Source organism: Cohnella mopanensis (genome assembly GCF_022352055.1).
GTDB classification, from domain to species: domain Bacteria; phylum Bacillota; class Bacilli; order Paenibacillales; family Paenibacillaceae; genus Cohnella; species Cohnella mopanensis.
Map to the genome: position 1 here is coordinate 301,883 of NZ_JAKRWM010000004.1, position 24,157 is coordinate 326,039.

General features: G+C 50.8%; 21 protein-coding genes. 15 read left to right on the top strand and 6 right to left on the bottom strand.

Annotated features, from left to right (window positions below):
• Positions 1–133 precede the first annotated feature (133 nt).
• Positions 134–727 carry a class I SAM-dependent methyltransferase gene (locus L3D05_RS08720; protein WP_239615642.1) on the top strand — a complete coding sequence of 198 codons (594 nt, stop codon included), beginning with the start codon at positions 134–136 and terminating at the stop codon, positions 725–727.
• A 49-nt stretch (positions 728–776) separates the two neighbouring features.
• Here the strand turns inward: L3D05_RS08720 and L3D05_RS08725 are convergent, their stop codons facing one another.
• Both L3D05_RS08725 and L3D05_RS08730 read right to left on the bottom strand, forming a co-directional pair.
• Positions 777–1,658 (bottom strand): polysaccharide deacetylase family protein, encoded by an 882-nt coding sequence (locus L3D05_RS08725; RefSeq protein WP_239615643.1) that lies wholly within the window; start codon positions 1,656–1,658, stop codon positions 777–779.
• A 201-nt stretch (positions 1,659–1,859) separates the two neighbouring features.
• Positions 1,860–2,387, bottom strand: coding sequence for a MerR family transcriptional regulator (locus tag L3D05_RS08730; protein ID WP_239615644.1), 528 nt, complete (start codon positions 2,385–2,387; stop codon positions 1,860–1,862).
• A 192-nt stretch (positions 2,388–2,579) separates the two neighbouring features.
• On the opposite strand from L3D05_RS08730, the gene L3D05_RS08735 reads away from it, so the two are divergent.
• Positions 2,580–4,118: a bifunctional GNAT family N-acetyltransferase/carbon-nitrogen hydrolase family protein gene (locus L3D05_RS08735; protein ID WP_239615645.1), complete on the top strand. Its 1,539-nt coding sequence runs from the start codon at positions 2,580–2,582 to the stop codon at positions 4,116–4,118.
• 16 nt (positions 4,119–4,134) lie between these two features.
• Positions 4,135–5,037: a nitrilase-related carbon-nitrogen hydrolase gene (locus tag L3D05_RS08740; RefSeq protein ID WP_239615646.1), complete on the top strand. Its 903-nt coding sequence runs from the start codon at positions 4,135–4,137 to the stop codon at positions 5,035–5,037.
• Between the two features lie 71 nt (positions 5,038–5,108).
• On the opposite strand, the gene L3D05_RS08745 is transcribed toward L3D05_RS08740, so the two are convergent.
• Positions 5,109–6,794 carry an ABC transporter substrate-binding protein gene (locus L3D05_RS08745; RefSeq protein WP_239615647.1) on the bottom strand — a complete coding sequence of 562 codons (1,686 nt, stop codon included), beginning with the start codon at positions 6,792–6,794 and terminating at the stop codon, positions 5,109–5,111.
• Positions 6,795–6,908: 114 nt separating this feature from the next.
• Between L3D05_RS08745 and L3D05_RS08750 the strand changes: the two genes are divergently transcribed.
• Both L3D05_RS08750 and L3D05_RS08755 read left to right on the top strand, forming a co-directional pair.
• Positions 6,909–8,423, top strand: coding sequence for a DUF4153 domain-containing protein (locus L3D05_RS08750; protein WP_239615648.1), 1,515 nt, complete (start codon positions 6,909–6,911; stop codon positions 8,421–8,423).
• A complete protein-coding gene (locus L3D05_RS08755) occupies positions 8,351–8,788 on the top strand; it encodes a DUF6509 family protein (RefSeq protein WP_369417961.1) in 438 nt (145 codons plus the stop codon). Before L3D05_RS08750 ends, L3D05_RS08755 begins: the two co-directional genes overlap by 73 nt.
• 100 nt (positions 8,789–8,888) lie before the next feature.
• Here L3D05_RS08755 and L3D05_RS08760 read toward each other — a convergent pair whose 3' ends face one another.
• Positions 8,889–9,980, bottom strand: coding sequence for a lipocalin-like domain-containing protein (locus L3D05_RS08760; protein WP_239615649.1), 1,092 nt, complete (start codon positions 9,978–9,980; stop codon positions 8,889–8,891).
• 205 nt (positions 9,981–10,185) lie between these two features.
• Between L3D05_RS08760 and L3D05_RS08765 the strand changes: the two genes are divergently transcribed.
• Together L3D05_RS08765 and L3D05_RS08770 are read left to right on the top strand one after the other, a co-directional pair.
• Positions 10,186–11,928 carry an ABC transporter ATP-binding protein gene (locus L3D05_RS08765; protein WP_239615650.1) on the top strand — a complete coding sequence of 581 codons (1,743 nt, stop codon included), beginning with the start codon at positions 10,186–10,188 and terminating at the stop codon, positions 11,926–11,928.
• 44 nt (positions 11,929–11,972) lie between these two features.
• On the top strand, positions 11,973–13,730 hold the full coding sequence (locus L3D05_RS08770) for an ABC transporter ATP-binding protein (RefSeq protein ID WP_239615651.1): 1,758 nt from the start codon (positions 11,973–11,975) through the stop codon (positions 13,728–13,730).
• Between the two features lie 383 nt (positions 13,731–14,113).
• On the opposite strand, the gene L3D05_RS08775 is transcribed toward L3D05_RS08770, so the two are convergent.
• Positions 14,114–15,004, bottom strand: coding sequence for a LysR family transcriptional regulator (locus L3D05_RS08775; protein ID WP_239615652.1), 891 nt, complete (start codon positions 15,002–15,004; stop codon positions 14,114–14,116).
• A gap of 132 nt (positions 15,005–15,136) precedes the next feature.
• Between L3D05_RS08775 and L3D05_RS08780 the strand changes: the two genes are divergently transcribed.
• From L3D05_RS08780 to L3D05_RS08790, 3 genes are all read left to right on the top strand, one after another.
• Entirely contained in the window at positions 15,137–16,363 is a 1,227-nt protein-coding gene (locus L3D05_RS08780) for an MFS transporter (protein ID WP_239615653.1), read from the top strand.
• A 241-nt stretch (positions 16,364–16,604) separates the two neighbouring features.
• Positions 16,605–16,952: an ArsR/SmtB family transcription factor gene (locus tag L3D05_RS08785; RefSeq protein WP_239615654.1), complete on the top strand. Its 348-nt coding sequence runs from the start codon at positions 16,605–16,607 to the stop codon at positions 16,950–16,952.
• The gene (locus L3D05_RS08790; protein WP_239615655.1) at positions 16,953–17,240 is read left to right on the top strand and encodes a hypothetical protein; all 288 of its coding nucleotides are present in this window, start codon (positions 16,953–16,955) and stop codon (positions 17,238–17,240) included. It begins immediately after the preceding gene.
• 173 nt (positions 17,241–17,413) lie between these two features.
• On the opposite strand, the gene L3D05_RS08795 is transcribed toward L3D05_RS08790, so the two are convergent.
• The gene (locus L3D05_RS08795; protein WP_239615656.1) at positions 17,414–18,058 is read right to left on the bottom strand and encodes a LysE family translocator; all 645 of its coding nucleotides are present in this window, start codon (positions 18,056–18,058) and stop codon (positions 17,414–17,416) included.
• A gap of 173 nt (positions 18,059–18,231) precedes the next feature.
• Between L3D05_RS08795 and L3D05_RS08800 the strand changes: the two genes are divergently transcribed.
• The 5 genes from L3D05_RS08800 to L3D05_RS08820 all read left to right on the top strand — a co-directional run bounded on the left by L3D05_RS08800 (position 18,232) and on the right by L3D05_RS08820 (position 24,067).
• Entirely contained in the window at positions 18,232–19,395 is a 1,164-nt protein-coding gene (locus tag L3D05_RS08800; RefSeq protein ID WP_239615657.1) for an iron-containing alcohol dehydrogenase, read from the top strand.
• A gap of 144 nt (positions 19,396–19,539) precedes the next feature.
• Positions 19,540–21,081, top strand: a complete 1,542-nt coding sequence (locus tag L3D05_RS08805; RefSeq protein ID WP_239615658.1) for a spore germination protein — start codon at positions 19,540–19,542, stop codon at positions 21,079–21,081.
• Positions 21,068–22,168 carry a GerAB/ArcD/ProY family transporter gene (locus L3D05_RS08810; RefSeq protein WP_239615659.1) on the top strand — a complete coding sequence of 367 codons (1,101 nt, stop codon included), beginning with the start codon at positions 21,068–21,070 and terminating at the stop codon, positions 22,166–22,168. Before L3D05_RS08805 ends, L3D05_RS08810 begins: the two co-directional genes overlap by 14 nt.
• A complete protein-coding gene (locus tag L3D05_RS08815) occupies positions 22,165–23,277 on the top strand; it encodes a Ger(x)C family spore germination protein (RefSeq protein WP_239615660.1) in 1,113 nt (370 codons plus the stop codon). The genes L3D05_RS08810 and L3D05_RS08815 overlap by 4 nt, the downstream gene beginning before the upstream one ends.
• 76 nt (positions 23,278–23,353) lie before the next feature.
• Positions 23,354–24,067, top strand: a complete 714-nt coding sequence (locus L3D05_RS08820) for a DNA alkylation repair protein (protein ID WP_239615661.1) — start codon at positions 23,354–23,356, stop codon at positions 24,065–24,067.
• The last annotated feature ends 90 nt before the right edge of the window (positions 24,068–24,157 follow it).

Below are 24,157 nucleotides of genomic sequence, written 5' to 3' on the forward strand. Positions count from 1 at the left end.
AATTTGTATTTTTATGAGGTAGATGGGATGAACTGAATTTCGAGCTGGCTTCCTTCCTCCTCTTAGGCTATAATTCCAGCACAACGGCTGTTAACGCGTTTACCGTATTTTCGCGAATGAGTTGGAGGCAAGCATGAATCTCGGAATCTACGAAACCATGACGCTTTTGTTGATCCTAATCGTTCTGAGCGTCTTGATCTCTATCGTAATAGTAAGCTGGCGGAACGGGATTTCGCCGATGCCTACCTCAAAGAGGGTTAGTCGTGTCGTGGTGTCCGAGGTAAAGAGACTCGCCGGGTTGGGATTGATCGTGGAAGCCGGATCGGGGTGGGGAACGCTCGGAATTCAAGTGGCGCGCTCGTGCAAGGGAATTCGGCTAGTCGGGATCGAGAATTCCCCGATTCCTCTGTGGGTGTCGAAAGCTATGGCGTGGCTGGCGTTCGGCGTTCATCCGAAGCCTCGATCAGTACGGTCTGCCTCTTCCGGCGTTGCGGTTACTTTCCGTAAAGGCAACATCTATTCCTATTCCTACGCTCGGGCAGATTTAGTCATCTGTTACCTCTATCCTGGTGCCATGCAACGGTTAGGTCCGATCTTCCGCGAACAATTGGCACCCGGAGCGAGCGTAATCAGCGTATGCTTCGCGCTCCCCGGGTGGCAACCGGCAAAGGTGATCACTTGCGGCGATCTGTACCGCACCCGAGTCTATGTGTACAAAAAAGAATAGCTAGTCACGGCCCTTGTCTATCTAAGGGAGTGACTAGCTATTTTCATTGTTACTTAATGACGGAAGCGCGAGACTGACCCGATGCAATGAGCTCATCAACCGTTACGAACTCGTAGCCTTTAGCTTGCAAGTCATCGATGATGAGGGGGAGAAGCTTGATCGTATGCTCGATCGCATGCTTGCGTCCGCCGAAGCTATGCATGAGCACGACTCCACCTTTATTGGTATTGGCCATCACGTTCTTGTACATGGTCTGGACGGAAGTTCCGGCCCAGTCCTTGGTGTCGACTGTCCAGTAGACGTGCTTCATATCGCGACCCCGAACGGAATCCAGCACGGATTTCGAAATCGCGCCGTAAGGGGCTCGCATGAGTACGGGAGTCACTCCGGTGGCATCGAGGATGGCCTTCTGGGTTTTGTCGATTTCCTGGTCGCGAGATTTCGAGGATTGCTTAGTCAGATCCAGATGAGACCAAGAGTGATTGCCGACGGAATGGCCATCCTCTACGATACGCTTGGCGACTTCCGGATATTTGTTGACCTGCTGGCCGACGAGGAAGAAAGTCGCTTTCACATTGCGTTCGTGCAGAATATCCAGTATTTGCGTCGTATACTTGCCGTCGGGGCCGTCATCGAACGTCAGGGCGACAAGCTTGCGATTTTTATAGATTTCGGTTTTGTTTACTTCCGGGGGAATCTCTGTCTTCGGAGGTTGTTTGACCGTTTCCGTAGGTGTTAGGGATTCCGTAGAAGGAGCCGTCGCTTCGGGCGAGGCTGTTTCCGTCGGCGTAGCGGCATTCGCTACCCCATGTCCCATTAATTCGCTGCTTTCCCACTGCTGTAGGCTGGAGCAACCGCATAATCCTACAGTAAGAATGATAAGTAGCATGCCCAGTAGGGCACGCCTTTTGATTGCATGTTGTCTTCGCATAACCGTTCCTCCACCGCTTCTCTTTCCAGCCAGAAACCGAGAGGCGCTTGGGGATGGTCCGCGCGGGAGAGATCCCCATCCCCGCCTGCGCGGACCGACTTCGCTATCTGTTCTTTTTGGTTATAGAATTAGACGAAACAGATGAGAAAAAGTTAGCGAAAAAACGGTCGAATTTGAAATATTTTTGTCAGATCGACACGTTCAGAAAAAGGTTCGGAAAAACCCCCTCTTTTTCGGGGGAGTAGCGGCGGCTATAGTGGGCATTGTAGACCAAAACTCTTCGCGTGGGGTGACCGATTTGACGCCTTTTTCTTGGAGCGTCTCTACGCTGGCAGCGAGCTGAGCGACCATCTGGCGAAGCTCGTCCAGCTCCGCTCGATGTTGAAGCACCTGCGCCGATACGACTTCATCGGCTTTCTGCTGCAACGAGCGCTCGACCTCATTTATTCTGACCATCCATTCCTTCTCGTCCCTGGGCATCGGGAGAATATCCGTTTTACCTAGCAAATCGACTTTCGGGCTAACGGGCAGCTTTATTTGATCCAAGGTCGTCCCCTGTTCGATGCGATCCTTGATATAGAGAAGCAAATTGATCTGCGGGCCGGTAAACACATAGTGGCCCAGATGATCTTTGTGAAAATCGGAGGGGAATTGCGAAGCCCACCGTTTGACGGTTGTTTGGCTGATATCCAGCAGCACTGCCGCATCTTTTGTTTTCATCGTATTCATGGCTATCACTCCATTCGTATGCCTTTTTTACCTTATTCGAGATTGTTGGACTACTCCCTGTGCGGGTGACAAAGGTAGTGCCGGTTCGCCAAACAAAGTGAAAAAATTACATATTTACTACAACGGGATAATAGGAGGATGAAACTTATGGGTACAATAAAGTTAAATGTACTTATAAAGGAGTCTATTCTTATGACAACCGATCAAATATCCCAGTTCGAGAAGAAGATCATTATCCGGAATATTGAACGCAAGGATTTCGATAAGCTCATCGAGCTGCAAAATATTTGTTTCCCGAACATGGGACCGTGGAAGATAGATCAATTGGAGAGCCATATCCGCATTTTCCCCGAGGGGCAAATCTGCGTGGAGCTGGACGGCGAGATTATCGGCTCATGCTCCAGCCTGATCGTGAATTTCGACGACTATTTGGAGCAGCATACGTATTCGGAAATTACGGACAAAGGTTATATTCGCAACCATAATCCAAGAGGCGGGAATTTATACGGAATGGAAGTGATGGTACATCCTGACTTTCGGCGCATGAAGATCGGCAGAAGGCTTTATGAAGCGCGGAAGCGACTAGCGGAGCAGATGAATCTGAAAAGCATCATCGTAGGCGGCCGTATTCCGGGGTACCACCACTATAGCGATAAAATGTCGCCAAGAGAGTATGCGGAGGAAGTGCTGCAGCAGAACATTTACGATCCTGTGCTGACCTTCCAGATGATGAACGGCTTTACGCTGAAGCGGATCATTACGAATTATTTGTCCGACGACGCGGATTCCAAGAATTATGCGGCTTTGCTAGAATGGAATAATATCGAATACAAGCCTAGCATCAACAAAACTCATTATAAAATGTCTTTTCCAGTCCGCATTTGCGTCATTCAGTATATGATGAAAAAAATCGATTCCTTCGACGAATTCGCCACCCAATGCGAGCATTACGTGGACGTAGCTTCGGACTACAAATCGGATTTCGCCGTTTTCCCGGAAAATTTCACGATGCAGCTACTCTCCTTCCTGGATGAGCGCTCGCCTAGCTTGGCGGTACGAAAATTAAGCACATATACGAGTCAGTACGTGGAACTATTCTCCGAGCTGGCGGTCAAATATAACGTGAATATCGTAGGCGGCTCCCATTTCATAGAGAACAACAACCGCATATACAATGTGGCTCATCTCTTCCGGCGGGATGGGACGATCGAGCAGCAATACAAGCTTCATATCTCTCCGAACGAGCGCAAGTGGTGGGGCATTAACGGCGGCTCTGAGCTGGGAGTGTTCGATACGGATTGCGGCAAAATATCGATTCAACTCAGCAGCGATATCGAGTATCCCGAAGTGTCGCGGATCGTGGCGGAGGAAGGGGCCCAGATTATTTTCGTGCCTTTCTGCGCGGAGGATCGGCAGACGTTCCTGCGGGTTAAATATTGCGCTCAGGCTCGCGCCATCGAGAATCAAGTCTATATCGTTACGTCAGGGACGGTAGGGAACTTAACCCACGTAGACAATGTCGACGTACAGTACGCGCAATCGGGGATTTATACGCCGGCGGATTTCTCGTTCCCTCGCGACGGGATCGCGGGCGAATGCAGCGAGAACACCGAAACGGTCATCATGGCCGAGGTAGACATGGAAACGCTGGAGCGGTATCGTAAATCCAAGGATGCATTATCGTTTCGGGATCGCCGGACGGATATTTATTCTTTGCAAATTCGTTCCTAATCTGATAGAGGTGCTTATGAAAAAGCTAACGATCGCTACGACACAGTATGGTCTTACGGATATCCGTACGGAAGAACAGTTTTGGACGGGAATCGCGGAGAAGGTTCGCGACGCAGCCGAGCAAGGCGCTGCAATGATCGTATTTCCGGAATATTTAACCGCGCATTTGCTGAGCCTTCAGCCAGCGATGCTTCATGATGAGGCGTGCTACTTTCTGGACCTGAAAACCGAGGAGTACAGGAGGTTTTTTCGGCAGTTAAGCGAGGCGGAGGGGATAGCGATCCTTGCCGGGACTCACATTTGCAAGGCGGATGAAGAGACGACGGGAACAGACGAAGAAGAATACGTGAACAAAGCGTTTCTCTTCTTCCCGGACGGTAGGGTCGAGACTCAGAGTAAGGTGCATTTGACCCCGGAGGAACAGATTCGTTGGCCTCTGACGGCTGGCAATGACTTGAACGTCTTCGAGACGGAGTGGGGCAAGATGGCGATCTTGACCTGTTACGATATCGAGTTTCCCGAGCTGGCCCGGGCTGCGGCTCTTCGGGGCGTGGAGATGATTCTCTGTCCTTCCTATACCGATAGCGCGTTCGGGTACCATCGGGTGCGGCTGTGCTGTCAGGCGAGAGCGGTCGAGAACCAGGTGTTCGTCGTGCTTAGCGGGCTAGTGGGAGCCTTGTCGGAGGATCGTCCGCAGGTGGATGCCGGTTACTGCCAGGCAGGATTGTTCACGCCATGCGACTTGCCGTTCTCGCCGGATGGTATCATTCAGGTCGGCGAGCTGAATCTGGACATGACGGTATTGGCGGAAGCCGATTTCCGCCAACTGCGCGACAACCGCGCTCACGGCGCGGTCGCGCCTTTCTATGACCGCCGTCCGGACGTCTACGAGAACGAGCACCGGAAGACGGGGCACTGAAATAACGGCACCCCGTGCCGTTAACCATTGTTCGGCCTCCCGAAGGAATTCAGGAGATGCGGAGAACTGAGTTATTCGGGCATCACGGGAGGAAACCAGATCGTGCGAAGATTGACCCAGCCTTGAGAGTTGAAGGTGACTCCCCGTACGGAGGGGAGGAAAGTAGTCGGCAATGGTTTCTCCGATAAAATGTACAGCTGATGCTCCTTCATCAGAAGCTGCTCGATTTTGTCCAATTCGCCCGAGCGAACGAGAGGATCGGGTTGTCTGATCACGCGATGAAGGGCTGTCTCGATATCGATTCGGGTATGGGAATCGACGTGTTCGGCGATGGTGAGATACAGATCGACGAGCCGGAGCTGCTCGTCCTGATCGCGGAACAAGGAGAACAAGATCAAATCGGACTCCAGCCGAATTGCCCCTTTGAATTCCTCCGGCGAGACGGATACGACTTTGCAGGCGTAACCGGATTTATCAAGCCGTTCGGCCAAGACTTCGGCATCCGGCTTATAGGGCGGGATCGTCGCGATTTGAATAACGGTTGGCGAGGGGGCTTGGCCGTCTATCGGCGGCAAATCCCCGGCAAGAGAACCGAATAGATGAGCGCGAACGGTCGGATCGGTTAACGGTCCGGCTTTTTGCGTGTTGCAGGTGATAAATTTTCTGACGGTCGTATCCGAGTGGATGTGGCTCCAGTTATGTTCGGCGGCCGAGGCGTTCGGGATAACATGAAAAAGAGATAGGCTGTCCGAATGCCCGAACGCTCCCGCATCCTCCGTAGCCCATGGAACGTGAACGATCTCGACCCGGTCCAGATGGGCTCTCCCTTGGAAATACGGAGCGAACACCTCGAGCACGCATTGCCCCTCGTTCATCTCGGTAATTTTGAAGGGACCAGTACCTAGCGGGGCGGTGCCGAATCGCAGGCTACCCAACTGGTTGAGATCTTTCGGAACGATAGCCGCCCGGCTGGTGCATAAGAACGGGAGAAAAAGCTCGTTAGGCTCTTCGAGCTGGAAGGTTACGGTTGTCGGGGTAAGGGCTCGCACGGCCTTGATCTGCTTGAAAATAAAGCTATACAGCGTCCTGCGGGACGACCGAATCAACCGCTCGAACGAGTACACGACATCCTCGGCGGTCATCACTTTACCATGATGGAACAGAACCTCCTTGCGCAGGAAGAAGGTCCATTCCGTGCGGCCGGAATCCACTTCCCATGCATGAGCAATGCTCGGCAGTATTTCGCCGTGACGTTCGTTTCGACGGACGAGACCGTCGAATATATGGCTGGAAACGAAAGATTCGGCTAGTAGATTCATATACAGAGGATCGACCGTATGCAGCGGTTGACGAATGGGAATGCGCAACGTGTCGATTTGCCGATCGCTTCTCATCTCGGTATGGTGGCCGAAATAAGTGAGCAGCCAGCCTTGCAAATGCTCCTGCAGCGTGGAAGACTGCCGATGGATTCTGACCTGATCGATCGCGCGCGTAATGTCTTTGCGGTTAATGGCTTGAAGCATGGACTGAACCGCGATTTCTTCGGGCTGCACGAGGAACTGCAGCGTCGATCGGCGACCGCGGCCGCGCGAGGAATGCCATGCGATCCAGCCGTTATCGCTCATCGAACGGAGGATATTCGTCGCATTGCGAGGGGTGCAATCAAGCATTCGGCCAATCTCGTCCAACGTGGTATCGACGGAGGCCGCGCTTCCGAACCGAGAATGAAGCTGAAGGAACTGTTGATGAATTTTCATACGGTACCCCGCTCTATTTTAAAATAGGAAATTTCCAGACCTGTTATTTCTATTTATTTTCCTATTTTAGCATCTACAATAGGCATTAGAAAGTCAGGAAGCGGAGGTATCGTCGTGAGTACGAATCGAAAAGCTTGGTTAGGACGATCCATGGTGGACTTGATCGGGGCTTTCGCCCTCGCCTTTGTCCATCAATATTTGTTCTATGGCAACATTCCTGGGGTATCCTATCCTTTGTTCGTTATCCTGCTGTATGTTTATTTGTTCCATGACCGGAAAGACAAGCTGCGGGAGATCACCGGTTTCGGTTGGTTTTTGTTCGTGGTCATCCTGTTGCTCTCCATGACGTATGCGCTGTTCGATAGTTTGATTTTCTACCTGTTGAACATGGTGGCGGTCCCGTCGCTTATTTTCATCCATCTCGCCTATACGCGTGGTGCGAAAAACATCTTCTGGTGGGACATTCGAATCGTGGGAGCAGCGCTCGACCATCTCATTCCACAGAGCTTGCGCCATATCCCGACGGTGTTCCGGATTATAAAGGTTTCAACCGTAAGGAAGGTGGACGCGGAGCACAAAAGCGTAATGAGAAAGGTGCTCATCGGGCTCGTTATCGCTCTGCCGCTATTGATCATCGTCGTTAACCTGTTAGCTAACGCGGACGGCGTGTTCAACCGAGTGCTCACGGGCGTTCCGGAATGGTGGAACAGGCTTTCACTCGGCGAGAGCATTATGCGAGGGGTATGGATCATCGTGTTCGGCTTCTTGTTCTTCGGTTACTTCTGGGGATTCGTGAAGCCGAAACGGAGCGCAAAGCGCCAAGTGAAGTCGGGTGCGGAAGAAGGAATAGCCGAGGGCGCTCGCTTCAAGATCGATCCCGTTATCTTGGTTACCCTGCTTATCTCGGTAAACGCGGTGTACGTCTTATTCGTTGCGGTTCAGTTTTCTTATCTATTCGGTGCATGGGACGGCGCATTGCCGGACGGGAAAACTTACGCGGAATATGCGAGAAGCGGTTTCGTTGAGCTCGTGACCGTAACGGTCATTAATTTTGCCATATTGATGGTGTCGTTAGTTTATGGGGGCGGACAGGGTAACGGCGTACTGAAGAGGACGAACGCGCTTCTGCTCTATATCATGATCGGTTGTTCAGGGGTCATGCTGTATTCGGCCTACATGCGGCTCGTTCTCTATGAAGAGGTCTACGGGTATACCTATATTCGTTTTCTGGTGCATGCGTTCATGATCTACTTAGCCCTATTGCTGATTATCGCCGCACTCCGGATTAGAACGTCGATCGTTCCGTTGGCCAAGTGTTACATCGTTATTAGCTTGGCGGCATACGTACTCGTCAATTATGTAGGAATGGACAGGATCATCGCCGAGAAAAATATAGAGCGTTTCAGGGATAGCGGAATCATCGACCGGGAGTACATAAGCAATCTGTCGATGGATGCGATTCCGGCGCTGGTGAAGTTAAGCAAGCAGGAGGACCCTGGCATGAAACCTCTATTAGAAAAGCGATGGGTGGCCTTGATGGCGAATGAGGATCGTAAGTGGCCGTCCTTCAACGGGTCGATCTATCGGGCGGAGAAGGAGTTGTCTCGTCTGTTCAAGCAGGATCGGTAGGCAGGGTGCTCGTCCGTCCGCTTGGTTCAGTGTATAATGGAGGCATTGGAACATGGAAGGATGAGGTAATGCTTACGGTCAACGAATACAGCGTGGAACTGGTGAAGGACCCTTTTCAAATCTTGGCGGGCAAACGGTACGAGTTCCTGATCGATCTAGAGATCGAGGAAGACGACGAGATTTATTCCGATAAAGGGATATACATTAAGGTCGTATACAAGGTCGACGGGGAACAGGGGAGCATCGTGAACTACGACCTGATCGAGAAGTCGACGGATCGCCATCTGGATCTCGACTTGGAGACCGAAGAAGAAGCGGAACTAGCGGCCTTCTGCAAGGAGCATTACGTCGAAGGCGAAGAATAGAAGGGAAACAAAACCCTCCAAGACGCTACTATGGCGACTTAGGAGGGTTTTGTTGAATACGGGTGACCGCTGGACAGTCTATTGTTTATCGGATAGACGATTACGGTTTAGCGTATTTGGCGTAGCCGGCCAGCTCCACGAATCCTTTGCCGCTGATCGGCTTATGGCTATTATGGTCCATGCCGGTTACGACGCAGGCGCCTTCCCAGATGGCGCGGATAGGGCCGATAATCGGCATTTCTTGATTGTCGAGAACGGGAGCGACATGCAGCTCGAGACGGTAGTCGGGAATGGAGATATGCCACTCTATCGGATAGGACATGCCGGATTTGGCGCTTCTCCACACTCTCAGCGGCTGTAACTTAGTGTCGTTCACGGAGATCGATGCACGATCTTTCAGAATGATTATGGCGGTCGGAGGAGCAGGAGGAACCGCGGATTTGGCCGCGTGCAGTTGGCTGATGAGCAGCTCCCGGCCATCGTCTAATTGAAGTCCGAACCAATTCCAACCCTCGCCTTTCAGGAGCTCGTAATTACGTCCCCACTGATGGTCGAACCAGCCTTCCCCGGACAGCCTCTCGGTCCCTTCTTCATGATGGATTCGTCCTTTAACGGAATTACGGGTAGAGGAATAGTAATAGAGGCCGTTAAGCGTGCCTTTCTCGTCTATGGCCGTCAGCCGTTTGCTAGGCGTGAACTCGAGTTCTATTCGGGCTTCTTGGTCGTGAATCCGGAGCGTAAAATTTTGGCTCGTGTCGTCCTTGAAGATTAAATCCGCCCGGTCGCATTGAAGTTGAGTCGGACGGGAGCCGACCGATACGTCTTTAATCCACGAATGGGGAGAGGGGAGTTTCCCTTTGAACAGCGTGCCGTATTGCCCCCAAGTGATCTTATCGTTCGGCTTGATCAGAAAATACGAAGGAAGATACAGCCCGGTCATTTGAAAGAACAATGTGCGATCCAAGAAGGAGCGGGCGATATGGCCGGGACGATCCAGACGGATGAGGGAGTAGATCAAATAGTGGCCTTTAAGCCGAGGGAGCTCCCCGACGCGGAAGAAGGTGATCATCAGGGCGTAACGCCTGCCGCCTTCTCCGTTAATAAAGGCATAACAGTACCACCATTCCAGATTAGAATCGGGATGGGGCGCGGCATCTTCCGGAATGGAGATTGGCGCTCTTAGGTCGTTCATGGGCTCCATACCCCTAACTTTGTTGAACGTTTTCTTGTGGGCGAATCGGTAAGTATAAAGTATGTCGAGGGTACGGAAAAGGCGACACGCGGTTGGAGAACGGGGGATAAATCTTCAAGCGAAATTTAAGTGTTCGCGTAGACTTCATCAGGACGAAACGGTAATATCGAAGCATGTGCAAAAAATGGAAATGGGAGGGGAAGATTTGTCTTTCGTTATTCGTCTTAAATGGTTTTTCAAGGAAAGATGGGGGAGCTACGCGATTGCGATCGGGTTAATGACGACGGTTAGCCTTTTATCTATGATCCCGCCCAGATTAATAGGGAATATGATCGACGTCATGAAGCAAGGGACGCTGACATCCGGGGAATTAAATCGAACGGTGTTATGGCTTGTCTGTCTCTGTTTGCTCTTATACGTGTTGGTATACATATGGATTACGACCTTATTCGGTAATTCCGTGTTAATCGAGAAATTGCTCAGGGCGCGATTGCTCAAGCACCTCACGAAAATGACGCCGGCCTTCTTCCAACGGAACAGCACGGGTCAATTGATGGCGCTGGCGACCAACGATATTATGGCGATCGGGCAGACGGCGGGGTACGGAGTGATGACGCTCGTCAATACGCTCGTGGGAGCTTCGGTCGTCATCGTGATGATGCTTTCTTTTATCAGCGCTAAGCTTATGATTGCAGCGCTTCTCCCTCTGCCGCTCCTCGTGCTTGTCATTAGCAAGCTGGGAGCCAAAGTTCGCGTCAAGTTCCTCGCAGCGCAGGAATCCTTCGGTCGGATGAATGAGCATGTGCTGGAATCGATATCCGGTATTCGGGTTATTCGTTCCTACGTGCAAGAGGAACGAGATCTGAGCGCGTTCGATCGGATGACGACGGAAGTGATGGATAAGAACAGACGGGTGTCCATTCTGAATGCGCTGTTCCAACCTTCGATTTCGCTTATCGTCGGCGTGAGCTACTGTATCGGAATCGGCTATGGTTCCTACTTGGTATTTCATGATGAAATTACGCTAGGGCAGCTCGTCTCCTTTAACATTTATTTAGGGATGCTAATATGGCCTATGATCGCTTTCGGCGAATTCATTAACGTGCTGCAACGGGGAAGCGCATCGGCGGACCGACTCCAGAAAGTGTTGACGGAGGAAGCGGATTTGCGGGATGCGCAAGAACCGATTCCATTAGAACTCCCATCGTCCATCGAGATGAGGTCTCTTACCTTCACCTATCCGACCGCGTCGCAACCGAGCTTAGACAACGTTTCATTCCGGTTAGAACGGGGCGAGACGTTAGGCGTCGTCGGCAAAACCGGAAGCGGGAAAAGCACGCTATTGAAACAACTGTTAAGGCAATATTCTCTTGGGCCGGAAATGCTCTTCGTGTCCAATGTTCCTGTCGAGCACATAGCGCTAGACCAGATGAAGCGCTGGATAGCTTACGTTCCGCAGGAACACTTATTGTTGTCTAAGTCGATACGAGACAACATCGCGCTCGGTAAGCCTAATGCAACGCCGGAGGAAATCGCTCGGGCTATCGAGATGGCCTCCTTCACTCAGGACATTGCACAGATGCCCGAGGGGCTGGAGACGATCGTCGGGGAGAACGGCGTGATGCTGTCGGGCGGACAGAAGCAGCGGCTCGCCATCGCGCGCGCGTTATTGATCGATTCGGAGATATTGCTATTAGACGATTCGTTATCCGCGGTGGACGCCCGAACGGAAAGCCGGATCGTAGGGCAAATTCGTAAAGAGCGCGCCGGCAAAACGACCCTGATCACGACGCACCGCTTATCCGCCGTCAGCCATGCGAATTGGATACTCGTGCTCGATGAAGGCCTGATTCGGGAAGAGGGTACCCACGAGCAACTGATGCTGCACGGCGGCTGGTACAAGGAGCAGTGGGAGCGTCAGCAGATGGAAGCAAGCTTGGAAGAGTAACAACGATATGCGCACGAACGCCCACCCTATAGAAGGAGGCCCTAATGAATCCAAAACGTTCCACCGCGAGAAGGCTTCTCGCCTATGCTCTCGTCTATAAGTATCGAATATTGGGAGCGATGATCGTTCTTTGCTGCGCGGTAGGCGCAGAGCTTGGCGGGCCTTATATTATCAAGACGATCATCGACAAGCATTTATCCGTACGGACGGATGATATGGCCCCCGTCCTTACGCTATTGGCCCTGTATATCGGACTTCTGATCCTTGCCGGCTTTAGCAATTTTACGCAATCTTACATTTTACAATCTACCGCGTTGCGTATTATCAAGAACATGCGGATGGACATTATGCGGCATATCCAGCGCATTCCGCTCCGTTACTTCGATAATACTCCGGTAGGGCAGGTCGTATCGCGCGTTGCCAACGACACCGAGGCCATCCGCGATTTGTTCATGAGCTTCATGGCGACATTCGTCGTTAGCTTAATCCAATTGGCGGGTATTTTCGTGGCGCTCTTTATTTTGGATGCGCGGCTAGCCCTGTACACGTTGGTACTTCCGCCGCTGTTTGCCTTAATCATGTACGTTCATCTGAAATACTCGCAGAAGTACATTACCATCATGCGTGCTCGGCTTAGCGATATGAACGCGATGATCAACGAATCGATCGCCGTCATGCCGATTATCCAGGCTTTCCGCCGGGAAAAGGTGACGCTTGCGGAGTTCACTCAGTTGAACGAGGACCGTTACGTGAACCAAGTGAAGCAATTCCGCGTGTTCTCGTTATCGTCGCGGAATATCGTCGGCACGATAGGCGGCCTTGTCACGGCTTTCGTCATCTATTATTTCGGACGCGCTTCGATCGAGAACGCGGCGATCACGTTCGGGGTGTTCTATGCGTTCATCGACTATCTGGGACGCGTCTTTAACCCGATCATCGGAATATTCGACCAGCTGACCAATGCTCAGAGAGCGTTCGTATCCGCAGATAAAGTGTTCGCGATCATGGATATGGAAGGCAAGGATGTCGAAGATGCCGATCAGGCCACACGCCCGGAAGGCGCGGTGAAGTTCGAGAACGTCACGTTCGCTTATAATGGCGAAGATAACGTGCTGAAGGGGATTACCTTCGAGGCGAGCAAAGGCGAGACAGTTGCGCTAGTCGGCCACACGGGCTCGGGCAAAAGCTCGATCATCAATCTTTTGTTAGGATTTTATGAGCCGGGCGAGGGTAAGATCACCATAGACGGAACCGACATCTCGTCCTTATCCAAGCAAGCCTTGCGCAAGCATATGGGCATCGTACTTCAAGACCCCTACCTCTTCGCCGGGGATATTAAATTCAACGTGAGCTTGTACAATGAGGACATTTCATTGGACCGGGTCAAAAAAGCGTTGGCAGACGTAGGGGCGGCATCGTTCGTGGAGCAGCTTCCGAAAGGCTATGACGAGCAAGTGGTGGAGCGGGGCAGCACGCTATCTTCCGGTCAGCGGCAACTTATCTCCTTCGCACGCGCCCTCGCGTTCGATCCATCGATTCTCATCCTGGATGAAGCGACGGCCAGCATCGACAGCGAGACCGAAGGCTTGATCCAACGCGCGCTCAAAGTCGTTAGCGAAGGCCGAACAACGCTGGTCATCGCTCATAGGCTATCCACGATTCGCGATGCCAACCAGATTCTCGTGCTGCATCGCGGCGAGATCGTCGAGCGCGGAACCCACGATCAGCTTATGGCGCTTGAGGGACGTTACTATAAAATGTACCAGCTGCAAAAGGGAGAGAAAGCTTCCGTATCTGCTTAAGATTAACCATTGCAAGCTCCGCGAAGCCGAAAATGAGGCGGTACAGGCTAACGATTAACATCGTGCCTGTACTGCCTTTTTTTTGCGAGATTTATGATGTGCGACCACATCGTGCCCGAAGGCCAAAAAAGTGCCTATACCGAACGAATGCTAGATACACATGATGCCCAAGGCCAAAAAAGTGCCTATACCGAACGAATACTAGATACACATGATGCTCAAGGCCAAAAAAGTGCCTTCATCGGGCGGTAGCTAGGCACTCATGATGCTCAAGGCCAAAAAAGTACCTTCATCGGGCGGTAGCTAGGCACTCATGGTGCCCAAGGCCAAAAAAGTGCCTTCATCGGGCAGTGGCTAGGCACTCATCGTGCCCGAAGGCCAGTTTAAATCTCCTTCTGTATCTGTTCATAACTTTCGACGATATAGTCGCGGAAGCGCTGCGTGGCGAGGGATAAGTAATGCTTCTTGGACCAAGCGAGTCCGGTCGTTCGATAGAAATTCGGATCCAGGATCCGAATCTTTCTCAGGGAGTGGCGGGCACGAGCCTTGATTCCAAGCGCGGGAAGGAAGGCGATGCCAAGCCCTTGGCTTACGAGGCGGACGATTCCTTCCGGTTCGTCGACCTCGAAGGTGATGGTGGGCGTAAATCCGGCTTGAGAGCAGAGGTCGTCCGTCAAATCCCGGAACGAAAATCCGATATTCATGCTGATGAAAGACTCTTGCGCGAGTTCATGCAGGTGAATGCTTTCCCGCTCGGCGAGGGCATGCTCGGGAGCAACGGCAATGAAAATTTCCTCCGTCATTAGCGCTTTCCATTCCAGATCGGGGCCGCTGATCGCAATCGAGGAAATGCATAAGTCGATTTCGCCGTCTTCCAGTTGTCGTTTCATTGCAGCCGTCGTCCCTAGCGTCTGGCGAAAATGAACTTGGGGGTACTGCTTCATGAACGCTCCGATCAATTCGGGAAGAACACTCGTAATAGACACTCCAAGATTTATACTTCCCTTGTGCAACCCCGCCATATCCCGGATTTCCCGCCCGCCTTCTTCCAACTCCCGAAAGGCTCGATCGACGCGTTCAAGGAACGTTTTACCGAATTGATTGAGCCGGATCTGACGTCCTTGGCGGTCGAACAAGGGGACGCCGACGGTTTCTTCCAGCCGAGCTATTGTCTTGCTTAATGAAGGCTGCGCGATCTGAAGCTGCTCCGCCGCTTTGGTCATGTGTTCAAGGCGGGCGACGGTTTGAAAGTATTTGAGCTGCAGCATTTCCACTGTAAATGACCTCCTCATACGCACATTAATAGCTTTAAATAAATGATTTTATATATATTTATGTATTATACATTATGATTAGCTGTTTCTATAATTAAGCGTAGAGAAAAACGGAGGAGAGAAGCAGCCATTATGGATAAACAAATCGGTAATGAGAGTATACTCAACCAGCCTAAAGCAGTTTGGGCTGTCGGTTTCGCATGTATTATCGCCTTCATGGGCTTAGGTCTAGTCGATCCGATCTTACCCGCTATCGCCCATAAGCTAAATGCTTCGGCAAGCGACGTTACGTTGCTATTTACGAGCTATAACCTTGTTATGGCGGTTGCCATGCTGATTACCGGCGTCGTATCTTCACGGCTTGGGATCAAATGGACGCTGCTGTGCGGCATTATTATCATTGCATTGTTCTCCGCGCTCGGCGGAAACTCCAATGGGATCTGGGAGCTTGTCTGGCTCCGCGGGGGATGGGGGTTAGGTAACGCGTTGTTCGTCGCCACCGCGTTATCGGCGATCGTATCCTTCTCCCGATCCGGCGTAGCTAAAGCCATCATTTTATATGAAGCCGCAATTGGGCTCGGCATTTCGGTAGGGCCGCTGCTTGGCGGAGAATTGGGATCGATCTCGTGGAGAGGACCTTTTTATGGCGTTGCGGGTCTAATGGTATTCGCGTTCTTCATGCTGCTGCTTATGATGCCGGGCACGTCGAACAACATATCACCGAAGGCAGCAGCACCGACGTCGGCCAAGAAACAGAAAACCTCTATATTGGATCCTTTTCGCGCAATGAAGTACCCAGCGCTCCTGGTTCTCGGAATTACGGCGCTGTTATACAATTTCGGATTTTTCACTTTGCTTGCTTACTCGCCGTTCGTCATGCATCTAGAAGAACGCGGCTTAGGTTACGTCTTCTTAGGATGGGGGGTCTTGTTGGCTCTGACCTCCGTGTTCATGGCTCCGAAACTGGAGAAGAAGCTCGGGACGATCAAGTCGATGTGCCTGATGCTAACCCTATTCGCGCTTACTCTTGTCGCTATGGGGATTTGGACCTCGACCCGAGAAGTCGTTATCGTGGCAGTCATACTTGCCGGTGCATTCTTAGGCAATAACAATACGCTGATCACGACGGCGGTCATGCAGGCAGCCCCGGTTGAACGAGCGACCGCTTCCGCATCTTACAGCTTCTTGCGGTTTCTCGGAGGAGCGGCGGCACCGTTCTTCGCGGGCAAATTGGCGGAATGGTACAATCCGCACGTTCCGTTCTACGTAGGCGGCGGCTTCGTCCTTGCTTCGGTTGGTTTTATTCTCATTAATCGCAGGCATCTGCGGCATATCGACCAATCGGGCTCCGCCCACTAAAATTCATAATCCCTAGCATAACCGGTCGGCACTCCTTACGAGGAGGCTGATCGGTTTTTTGTAATATTTTTCATATTCATTTAGTTATGGGCTTTACAAAAACAATACACCTGTAATAATATTATTACAGGTGTTATAAATAAATTGACGTGTATTCGGAAAGGTGGAATGCGGCGATGGGAGATTATCGTTCGCGCATTGGGCCATCAGTAAATACGATTTACGAATTGGAGTAATCACGATGGATGTAACAGGGAACGAGCTGCTGCAGGTGTTCGAAGCTTTGGCTAACCCTCATCGTTTACGAATCGTAGCTTCCTTAAGGGAAAAGCGCAAATACGTAAGCGAGCTTGCAAGAGAGATTAAGATGAGCCGACCGTTACTCTATATGCATTTGCAACGACTGGAAACGGCAGGGCTCGTTATCGGAAAATTGGAACTGTCCGATGACGGTAAAGCGATGAAGTATTTCGAGCTAGCCGAGTTTGATTATCGAATAACGCCGGAATTCATCACCGAAGCGGTCAGAACACTCCACGATAAAGCTGCGGAGGGCACTGAGGCCCCCCATACTAAGGAGGAAAATTAAATGGGCGATAATATGTATGGATATCTTGGAATGGGATTGTTTTTCATGTTCATGTTAATCGGGATGACGGTTTACATTGTTACGATCCAACAGAAGTATAAGGCCAAGCACCTGCAACTCGCGAATAGCGGGGATATTGCTAGAGAAGAGCATTACCGCAAGCTTGCGGAGTCCTCGCTCCATGCCCAGCAGCAAGCTAAGGAAGGGCAAGACAAGGTCATTCAAGAGCTCGCGGAAATTCGCGGGAGATTGACGGCGGTAGAGAAACTTCTTCGCGATGTAGAGTAGATTAGCAGGTGCCGTCACGTTGGGAGCTTTAATTGTTCGATAGGAGTTACGCACAATCGCAACTGCATGAAGAAAGGGGAACAACCTGATGGTTGTTCCCCTTTCTGCTGCTTAGACACAAGCAAACGGTTTACCGTTCGATCATTCACTAACGATACGCCCTCCGGCAAGCCTTATCCTAATACGTCCATCAGCCCGGTGTAGAAAACTTTAATCGCAAAGTATAAGAACAGAAGCGCGGAAAGGAACGTTAGCACCCTGACGATTGACTTCTTGAATAAGGTGCCGGAGAGGCTGCTCATCCAGGCAACGGCAAGCGACCAGAGCAATCCGGCAGCGAAGAAGCCTAGGATGAAGTAAGGAAGTCCGCCTTCTTGTTTGAACTTCGAGCCTGCGATGATAGGACCCGCAACGAAAGCAAACCATGCGATAACGGTAGGCGACGCCATGGCCAGCCCTGCTCCGGCAATCCAATCTCGGAAGAGGGAACGTTCCACGACAACGGTCTGATTGGCATCGAGCGTTTTGGCTTTCCACGTTTCTCGTAGCATTTTATAAGTGAGATAGAATAGGACGCCGGATCCGACTATCCAGAGCCCCCACTTTACTGCTTGATATTCGAAAATAACGCTCACACCGAGAAGGGCTAGAGTGAGGTAAAACAAATCCCCGAAGCAGGAACCGAATCCGATCATGAAGCTGGGCTTGAAACCTCTCTCCATTCCGGTTTTCATAATCGCGACGTTCACCATTCCCAGGTCGAAACATAAAGACAAGGAAAACAAAAACCCTTCGAAAAAAGCCAGCGCCGCAACCATACGATAACTCCCTATTTATTTGAGTATAGGATTTATTGTACATGGAATATGAGCTGTGGAATACATAGGTGCAAATTCAACGATATACCCGGTAAGATGTGCTTGTCGCCGGAGATAATGGTACACTAAGGATTGGAACTCTAAACTAATGAGCCTGGGAGGGAATACTGAGCATGAACGCATTTGAATTGTACAATCCGACGAAGCTGGTCTTCGGAGCGGATAAGGTTAAACAGTTAGGCGAGTTAGTTAAACCTTATGGCAAGCGGATCTTGCTCGTATACGGCGGCGGGAGCATTAAGACATCCGGGCTCTACGAAGACGTTCTATTCCAGTTGAACGCGATTGACGCGACCGTGCACGAGTTGTCCGGTATTGAACCGAATCCGCGTTTATCTACCGTGAATAAGGGGATCGAGATTTGCCGGAAGGAGAAAATCGAATTTGTGCTCGCGGTCGGAGGCGGAAGCGTACTCGATGCGGCTAAAGCGATTGCGGCGGGAGCCCTATATAGCGGGGATGTCTGGGATTTCACGATTCATAAGGCGGTTATTCAAGAAGCATTGCCGATTGGCACTGTATTGACTCTTGCAGCTACCGGATCGGAAATGAACGGCAATGCCGTTATCTCCAATTGGGAGACGAAGCAGAAACGCGGTTTGGGCAGCAAATTCGTCTATCCTAAATTTTCTATACTAGATCCTAAGCTTACATATACCGTGCCCGCGAATCAGACGGTTAACGGTATCGTAGATATCATGTCGCACGTGTTCGAACAATATTTCAGCCTGACAACGGATATCCCGCTGCAAGAAAGATTCGCGGAATCCATTCTCCTTACCGTTATCGAGAACGGGGAGAAAGCAATCGCCGACGGTTCCGATTACGATGCAAGGGCAAATCTGCTGCTTGCAGGCACCTTTGCATTGAACGGCACCTTGCCGAACGGCGTCACGACTGACTGGGCGTCGCACGGAATCGAGCACGAGGTGAGCGCGATCTATGACATCGCGCATGGCGCGGGATTGGCGATCATTTTCCCGAACTGGATGAAGCACGTGTACAAAGAGCGAGTGAGCAAGTTCGTGCAGTACGCGGTGCGGGTGTGGAACGTTGATCCTACGGGTAAGACCGACAATGAAATCGCGCTTGCAGGCATTGCGGCGACCCGGGCGTACTTCACGCGCATCGGAGCTCCTACGACGCTCGGTGAACTCGGTATTAACGACGAGAATATTGACCGGATGGCCGAAGAAGCCACGCAATTCGGCCCGATCGGCACGTTCAAGCAACTGTCGAAGGACGACGTGGTCCAAATCCTGACGGCCAGCTTATAATTTAATGACGGAAGGCCGCCACAATCGTGGCGGCCTTTTTAATGTGCGGAATTCCTAGCTAATGAAGCGCTATTCATTCAAGAATAAGAGTACTCCTGTCTGGAAACAATATCCTGAATTGAATTAGAGACATGGGGTGCAAGTATGGGCTTTTTCAGTAAAGTATTTTCTAACAATCGGCATAAGAGTGCTCGCGCAGCAAATGTCAGACGGACCCCGCCGACTGAAGAGAAAGTTGCAGCCACGCTTCAAGAAAACATTTCATACGTGCACCAAGCCCTTTTCCATACGGAGGATCTCGTTAATCGTTCAATCCCTTGTTTTGAGAAGCAAGCGTACCTTCTCTACCTTAATTCCGTCTGCGATTCGGACAAAATCCATCAATTGATCCTTAAGCCATTGCTTCAGGCGCAAGATGCGAATCCGGATCGGGACCTGACGGCCGCCTCCGTGGAGAAGCATACGGATTTGGAGAAGGCTATCGATCTCATGATTCGAGGATATGCCGTCCTCTTCTTGGAGGGAAGCGAAGATTGCTATGCCGTCCAAGTGAATCAGATCAATAACAGAGCCGTAAACGAGCCTGCGAACGAAAAAGCGATTCAAGGGGCTCACGACGGTTTTATTGAAAGCATGCAAGTTAATCTTCAACTCGTTCGCAAGCAGATTAATAGTCGGAACTTGGTCGTACGCAAATACTCGTTAGGCAAGATGACCAAGACCGACGCAACCATCGTTTACCTGAACGATCTAGCTAATCCGGAGCTGGTCGAGGAGATCGATCGTAAAATAACGGCGATCGACGCGGATAATGTTATGAATGGACTTCTGGTACTTGAATACATAGAGAATCAATCCTTTTCTCCATTTCCGCAAATTTTGCAGTCGGAGCGGCCGGACCGGGTAGCGGCCAATCTGTTGGAGGGACGCGTTGCTCTTCTCATGGAGGGAACTCCGGCAGCCTTGATCATGCCCGTGTCCTTCTTCACGTTTTATCAATCGCCTGATGATTATAACAGCCGCTCCTTGGCGGGTTCATTCATAAGGTTATTGCGATTGTTCAGCTTCTTCATAGCGATTGCTCTACCCTCTTACTATATCGCGGTCGTGTCCTTCCATTACGAAGTGATCCCGATGGAACTGTTCTACCAAATCAAAGGCAGCGTCGAGAAAATTCCTTACCCTCCTATTCTAGAAGCTTTGTTCATGGAACTGACGATTGAGTTGCTGAGAGAGGCGGGGATGCGCTTACCTGCCCCAATCGGCCAATCGATCGGCATCGTAGGCGGCTTGGTCATCGGGGATGCGGTCGTCCGGGTCGGGCTCGTATCGTATCCGATGATCACCGTCGTGGCCTTAACGGCGATCGCCTCCTTCGTCGTTCCTTCCCACGAAATGAGTTATTCCGTTCGATTGTTACGGTTTCCGGTCATGATCGCCGCGTCTCTGCTCGGTTTTCTAGGCATCTGTATCGGCTTCGCGTTAATCTTGATACATCTCTGCAAGCTTGAGTCTTTTGGTTCCCCTTATTTTGCGCCGGCTTCTCCCATGCGTCTGAGGGATTGGAAGGATTCATTCGTTCGCCTTCCATTCTGGAAGCTGAATGAACGCCCAATTGACCCGAACCCTCAGCAATTGGTTCAAGAGAAACGCTCGAAGGGGGGGACGGGCGATGATCGCGGCTAAAGAAAAGATTACTGCGGGACAGTTTATGATCGTCGTTATTCAAGCGCAGATCGGCGTGGGCATCTTATTCCTGCCCTCATCCGTGGAATCCGTTGCCCGCAATGATGCTTGGATTTCGATCCTTCTGGCCGGGATGGCGGCATTATTGCTTAGCGTGGTCATGTGGGGATTGAACCGAAGATTTCCTACCATGACCTTATTCGAATTTCTGCCGAAGCTGCTTGGGAAGTTCGCGGGTAAAATCGTGCAAATCTTTTATGGGTTGGCGTTTATTTTGGAATGCAGCATGGTTTTGGTACTATTCACCGATGTCGTTAGGGATTGGATTTTCCCGATCACACCGCGTTGGGTCATATTGGGGCTGATGCTCGCGACGGCACTCTATATGGCCCGGGAAAATATAAGATTGATCGCGCGGTTTTTCGTGCTTACCTTCGGATTGATCTTTGTCTTAATCCTGATTGCCGCATACGCGTACAAGGACGCTAACATCCTGTATATCTTGCCGATCAACGAGTCCGGGATATCTAACGTCCTCAAGGGGATGCTGCGATCTATGAATTCGTTGTACGGCTTTGAAATGATTTTGCTCTGTTATCCCTACGTGAAGGGGGGGAGCAAGGGGATTCTGAAGGCAACCCTTTTTGCTTGTGTTTTCTCAACCCTTGTATACAGTTTTATGGTATTTATGTGCCTGATCGTGTTCAGTCCCGAGGAGCTTAAAATTATCCCGCAGCCCGTATTGTATATGGTGAAGGCTTTGTCGTTCACGGTAATCGAGCGTGCCGATCTCTACTTCTTGACGATTTGGACAGTTGTGGTTATCACGACGGTCATGGCCTATTTGTACATGGGAGCTAAAGCGGTTGCATCTATTTTCGGCAAGAAAAAGCATGCCGGGGCAGTTCCTTACGTTGCCCTCTTGATCTTATGTATTTCGCTTTACCCTCATGATCAGGAGCTGATCAATAAAATGCAGATTATCGTAGGGATCATAGCGGCCATCGCTCTCGTCGTTCTCCCATTCCTTCTGCTCTGCATCTCTTACTTGTTTAGAATCAAGGGGAAGGAGGGGGCGGAAGGATGAGACGGCGTTTAGCGTGGATAGTGATCGGATCCGCCATCCTTATCCTATGCGGATGCTGGGATCAGCAATTGTTAAAGAACGAGCGAAACGTAAGTATAGGCGGGTTTGATCAAGGGATTGACGGATTGCTTCGGGCAACGGTATCTATTCGGGATATCCAGGTCTCGGAATCGGGAGCCAATGATTCCAGTGAGGTTCATTCGGTATTGGCGCGAAGCACGCAACATGCAAGGGAACTGCTGAATCAAGAAGTATCCGGCGGCTATTCCCCGGTCAAGATACGTGTGCTTTTATTGGGAGAGGAGTTCGTAAGAAACCATGATTTCTTGCCTTACTTCGACGTGTATTATCGCGATCCTAAGAGCCCCTTAAATGCCAAAGTAGCGGTAACGAAAGGGAAAGCGGAGGATTTAATTCGTATCAGGAAGATCGGCAATAAGACGATCGGCCTGCATATCGACGACCTTCTCAAAGGCATGGAGCAGACGACCGCCATTCCCCGGATCAATATCCAAACGCTCCATCCGTTAGATCGGGGATATGATTTCGCGCTCCCTTATTTAGTAAACAAAGGCGGAATGCCGAGTTTGAACGGCATCGCTTTGTTCAGCGGAACCAAAATGACGGAAATATTAAACACGGACGAATCGCGATTGTATCTTCTATTGTCCGACTCCATGGGAAGAGATCTAAGGATGACGCTGAAGTCAAAAAAAATAAACGCGTCGAATAGCTATGATTATGTCACCATAGACGTTAAAAAAATACAACGTAAGCTCAAAGTAAAGGTCTCGAACAAACAAGATATCAGCGTGAAGCTTCATTTGAAGCTGAGGGTCACCGTCGTGGAGGATCCGAGTAATCACCTTTATGACATCACGGTCATGAACAACTTGGAGCGGATCCTATCGGAACAACTGACGGACGACTCTAAGATGATCGTTCACAAGATGCAAAAGGCGGAACACGACGGTTTCGGCATTGCACGCAGGCTTATGTCGTATCATCCTAAGCTATGGAAGCAGCTCGATTGGATCAAAGAGTATCCTCAAATTCCGTTCGATATTCGTGTATCCTTGCAAATCGTGAACACGGGAATCACGCAATGATCGGAAGGAGATCCTCTGCCCCGAGAAGAATAAATAAGCATCGAGGGAATAAGCGCAGCAGGAACGGGGGAGCAAGATGACGGTAACGGTTAATGAAATTATGGAGAAATTAGGGCAGCTAGGCACGGAACAGACGAAAAGCACCTTCATTCGTCATGGAGCGAAGGAGCCGTTATTCGGCGTTCGGGTGGGAGATCTGAAGAAGCTGGTCAAGGAAGTTAAGAAAGATCAAGAGGTTGCACGCGCTTTATACGCGACCGGCAATAGCGATGCGATGTATTTGGCAGGCTTGACCGTTAATCCGAAGACGGCAACGAAACAAATGTTGCAGGAGTGGGCAAGGCAGGCCTATTGGTACATGATCGCAGAGTATACGGTCGCGGGAGTCGCGGCGGAAAGCCCTTATGCGGTCGAACTCGCCAGAGAGTGGATCCAATCGTCTGATGAACAGATTGCGACGTGCGGTTGGAGCACTTACGCGAATTATATTTCCATCACGCCAGATGAACAATTAGATAGGGAAGAGATCGCAACGTTGCTGCGGCACATTGAGGCAGGCATTCATGAAGAGCGGAACAGAGTCCGTTACAACATGAACACATTTGTCATTGTCGTCGGAACCTATGTAACGCAGCTTCACGAAGAAGCGGTCAGGGTGGCGAACCAGATCGGCAAAGTTCACGTGAATGTGGGGCAGACGGCCTGTAAAGTGCCGTTGGCATCTGACTATATCGATAAAATCGTCAAAATGAATCGTGTCGGCAAAAAGAGAAAGACGTGCATATGCTAGAAGGAGATGAATATATAGGGAAGGAAAGCGGAATTCGGAGGAGAAGGTTTAGAGCAATCCTTTTATGAATGCGTTTACAATATAATCGAA

What these genes read in the sequence shown, in the direction of transcription:
- L3D05_RS08720 (WP_239615642.1), top strand. Translation starts at nt 134, where the DNA reads ATGAATCTCGGAATCTACGAAACCATGACGCTTTTGTTGATCCTAATC.
- L3D05_RS08725 (WP_239615643.1), bottom strand. Translation starts at nt 1,658, where the DNA reads ATGCGAAGACAACATGCAATCAAAAGGCGTGCCCTACTGGGCATGCTA.
- L3D05_RS08730 (WP_239615644.1), bottom strand. Translation starts at nt 2,387, where the DNA reads ATGAATACGATGAAAACAAAAGATGCGGCAGTGCTGCTGGATATCAGC.
- L3D05_RS08735 (WP_239615645.1), top strand. Translation starts at nt 2,580, where the DNA reads ATGACAACCGATCAAATATCCCAGTTCGAGAAGAAGATCATTATCCGG.
- L3D05_RS08740 (WP_239615646.1), top strand. Translation starts at nt 4,135, where the DNA reads ATGAAAAAGCTAACGATCGCTACGACACAGTATGGTCTTACGGATATC.
- L3D05_RS08745 (WP_239615647.1), bottom strand. Translation starts at nt 6,794, where the DNA reads ATGAAAATTCATCAACAGTTCCTTCAGCTTCATTCTCGGTTCGGAAGC.
- L3D05_RS08760 (WP_239615649.1), bottom strand. Translation starts at nt 9,980, where the DNA reads ATGAACGACCTAAGAGCGCCAATCTCCATTCCGGAAGATGCCGCGCCC.
- L3D05_RS08770 (WP_239615651.1), top strand. Translation starts at nt 11,973, where the DNA reads ATGAATCCAAAACGTTCCACCGCGAGAAGGCTTCTCGCCTATGCTCTC.
- L3D05_RS08780 (WP_239615653.1), top strand. Translation starts at nt 15,137, where the DNA reads ATGGATAAACAAATCGGTAATGAGAGTATACTCAACCAGCCTAAAGCA.
- L3D05_RS08785 (WP_239615654.1), top strand. Translation starts at nt 16,605, where the DNA reads ATGGATGTAACAGGGAACGAGCTGCTGCAGGTGTTCGAAGCTTTGGCT.
- L3D05_RS08790 (WP_239615655.1), top strand. Translation starts at nt 16,953, where the DNA reads ATGGGCGATAATATGTATGGATATCTTGGAATGGGATTGTTTTTCATG.
- L3D05_RS08795 (WP_239615656.1), bottom strand. Translation starts at nt 18,058, where the DNA reads ATGGTTGCGGCGCTGGCTTTTTTCGAAGGGTTTTTGTTTTCCTTGTCT.
- L3D05_RS08800 (WP_239615657.1), top strand. Translation starts at nt 18,232, where the DNA reads ATGAACGCATTTGAATTGTACAATCCGACGAAGCTGGTCTTCGGAGCG.
- L3D05_RS08805 (WP_239615658.1), top strand. Translation starts at nt 19,540, where the DNA reads ATGGGCTTTTTCAGTAAAGTATTTTCTAACAATCGGCATAAGAGTGCT.
- L3D05_RS08810 (WP_239615659.1), top strand. Translation starts at nt 21,068, where the DNA reads ATGATCGCGGCTAAAGAAAAGATTACTGCGGGACAGTTTATGATCGTC.
- L3D05_RS08815 (WP_239615660.1), top strand. Translation starts at nt 22,165, where the DNA reads ATGAGACGGCGTTTAGCGTGGATAGTGATCGGATCCGCCATCCTTATC.
- L3D05_RS08820 (WP_239615661.1), top strand. Translation starts at nt 23,354, where the DNA reads ATGACGGTAACGGTTAATGAAATTATGGAGAAATTAGGGCAGCTAGGC.